Below are 2,397 nucleotides of genomic sequence, written 5' to 3'. Positions count from 1 at the left end.
GATAAAGATGGTTTTTATGAACGAAGAATTTATGTTACTTACTGGAGCGACAATTTATTTGTTAAATTAGGGTATAAACCTAGTGATAAAAATGCTACGTATTCAACAGATATGGAACTCGTAAAGAAAAGCAAAGATTCTGATTGGGTTATAGAAAGTATCGGTTTTTGATTATAAAAGTTATAGATTAGTAAAAAAATAGAAAGCTGAATACCTTAATTGGTATAGAGGCTTTCTATTTTATCGATAATTTATATTTATAAAATTTCAGAAGTCAATTCATCTATAACTTCCTTGACAGTTTGGATCTTGTCTATTTTGTAAGCATTGGCTCCACAGAAAACTAGAGCATTGTCGATGTCGCCGTTTACTGCATTTATAAGAGCTTGAGATATGCAGTAGGGAGTAATAGATGGATTACATGCTGCCATACAATTATAACATCTATCTATTTTAGGTTTATTTGTTTTTAAATTTTCTAAAAATTTATTGTGTATAGCACGTCCAGGAAGTCCGACTGGACTTTTTACTATTTCAATGTCTTCTTTTTTGCAATTTACATAAGCGTTTTTAAAATTAATGTCGGCATCGCATTCTTCTGTTGCTACAAATCTAGTTCCGACTTGGACTCCACTAGCGCCCATATCGATGTATTTTTTTACATCAGAGCTAGTAGAAATTCCACCAGCTGCAATTACGGGGATGTCTTTATTGTACTTTTGTCCGTATTCTTCTGCGATTTTCAATATTCCTAAAAATTCTCCATCGTAATCTATAGCATCGATATCCTTTAGCTCGTCCTCGTGGAATCCTAAATGACCACCAGCTTTAGGACCTTCGACAACTATCATATCAGCAGTTTTGTCGTATTTTTTAGCCCACATTTTAAGTATCAACTTACATGCCTTTACAGATGACACAATAGGTGCGATTTTTACATCAGAGCCCTCTGTGTATTTTGGCAACTTAACAGGAAGACCTGCGCCAGAGATTATAATATCAATTCCAGCTTCTATAGCAGCTTTTACATGTTCTTCGTAAAAATTCATAGCCACCATAAGATTTATGCCCAAAGGTTTATTGTTACATAATTCCTTTGCTTTTTTAATATGTTTTTTTAATGCTTTTAAATTTGTATCAAGAGGATTCTTTTTAAATCCTTCTTCATCATAACCCATATTTATACCTGATAAAACTCCCAATCCACCAGCATTGCTGACAGCTGAGGCTAGGGAAGCTCTAGATATTCCTATTCCCATACCACCTTGTATTACGGGAACCTTTATAAGTAAGTCTCCAATTTTTAATTCTTTCATAATATTTCCTCCAACAGGAAATAAAAGATGTACTAAGATTAACTAATTATACTATAGAAACCGTTTTAAATAAAGAAAAATTTATTTTTTTGGAAAATCTTGTTGACTTTTTGTTTTAATTATAATATATTTTGATAGTAATAAGTTTTGAATATCAAAATATTTTACTAATAAATATTTTAAAAATTAAAAATAAAATTCAAAAGGAGGGGCAGATGGACAATGTAGTTATAGCTGGTGTTGGAAAATATATACCATCTAAAGTCGTTACTAATGATATGTTAAGTCAAATTGTAGATACTAACGATGAGTGGATAACTTCAAGAACCGGCATAAAACAAAGACATATTACTACAGGAGAAAATACATCAGATATAGCATCAAAAGCTGCTTTAAATGCGTTAGCAAATGCGAATATAGATGCATTAGATATAGATTTAATAATTGTAGCAACATGTACACCAGATATGTTTACACCTGCTACAGCCTGTATAGTTCAAAAAAATATAGGAGCTAAAAATGCTTTTGCGTTTGATTTAAGTGCTGCATGCTCAGGATTTATTTATGGAATCAACGTTGCTAAATCAATGATGAAGCAAAATAACATAAAAAAATCACTTGTTATCGGAGCTGAAACATTGTCAAAGGCATTAGATTGGAAGGATAGATCTACTTGTGTATTATTTGGAGATGGAGCAGGAGCAGCTGTTTTATCTTTAGATGAAGATGAAGGAATTATAGATGTAATTTGTAACTCAAAGGGATCAAAGTGGGAAAATCTTACTATTGGAGCTAAGGATATAGATAATCCTTATGTAGATGAAGTGATTACTTTAAATTCTTACTTGCAAATGAATGGTGGAGAGATATTTAAATTCGCTACAGTTACAATAGTTAAGCTTATAAAAGAAATTTTAAAACAAAATAATTTAACTTTAGACGATATCGATTATATAGTACCACATCAAGCGAATGATAGAATCATCCAGTTTGCAGCAAAAAAATTAGATATACCTATGGATAAATTTTATATAAACATACATGAATATGGAAATACTTCAGCTGCATCTATTCCTATTGC

General features: G+C 31.3%; 2 protein-coding genes. One reads left to right on the top strand and one right to left on the bottom strand.

Features of this window, described 5'->3' with window-relative positions:
• Window positions 1-257 precede the first annotated feature (257 nt).
• Window positions 258-1,316, bottom strand: a complete 1,059-nt coding sequence (locus MR593_RS04860; protein WP_290690327.1) for an NAD(P)H-dependent flavin oxidoreductase — start codon at window positions 1,314-1,316, stop codon at window positions 258-260.
• Between the two features lie 215 nt (window positions 1,317-1,531).
• Here MR593_RS04860 and MR593_RS04855 point away from each other — a divergent pair.
• On the top strand, window positions 1,532-2,397 hold an 866-nt coding region (locus tag MR593_RS04855), incomplete at its 3' end, for a beta-ketoacyl-ACP synthase III (RefSeq protein WP_290690326.1).

Source organism: Intestinibacter sp. (assembly GCF_022780145.1).
Classification (GTDB): Bacteria; Bacillota; Clostridia; order Peptostreptococcales; family Peptostreptococcaceae; genus Intestinibacter.
Note: the sequence above shows the minus strand (reverse complement) of the source record. Positions and strands in the feature narration are given on the sequence as shown.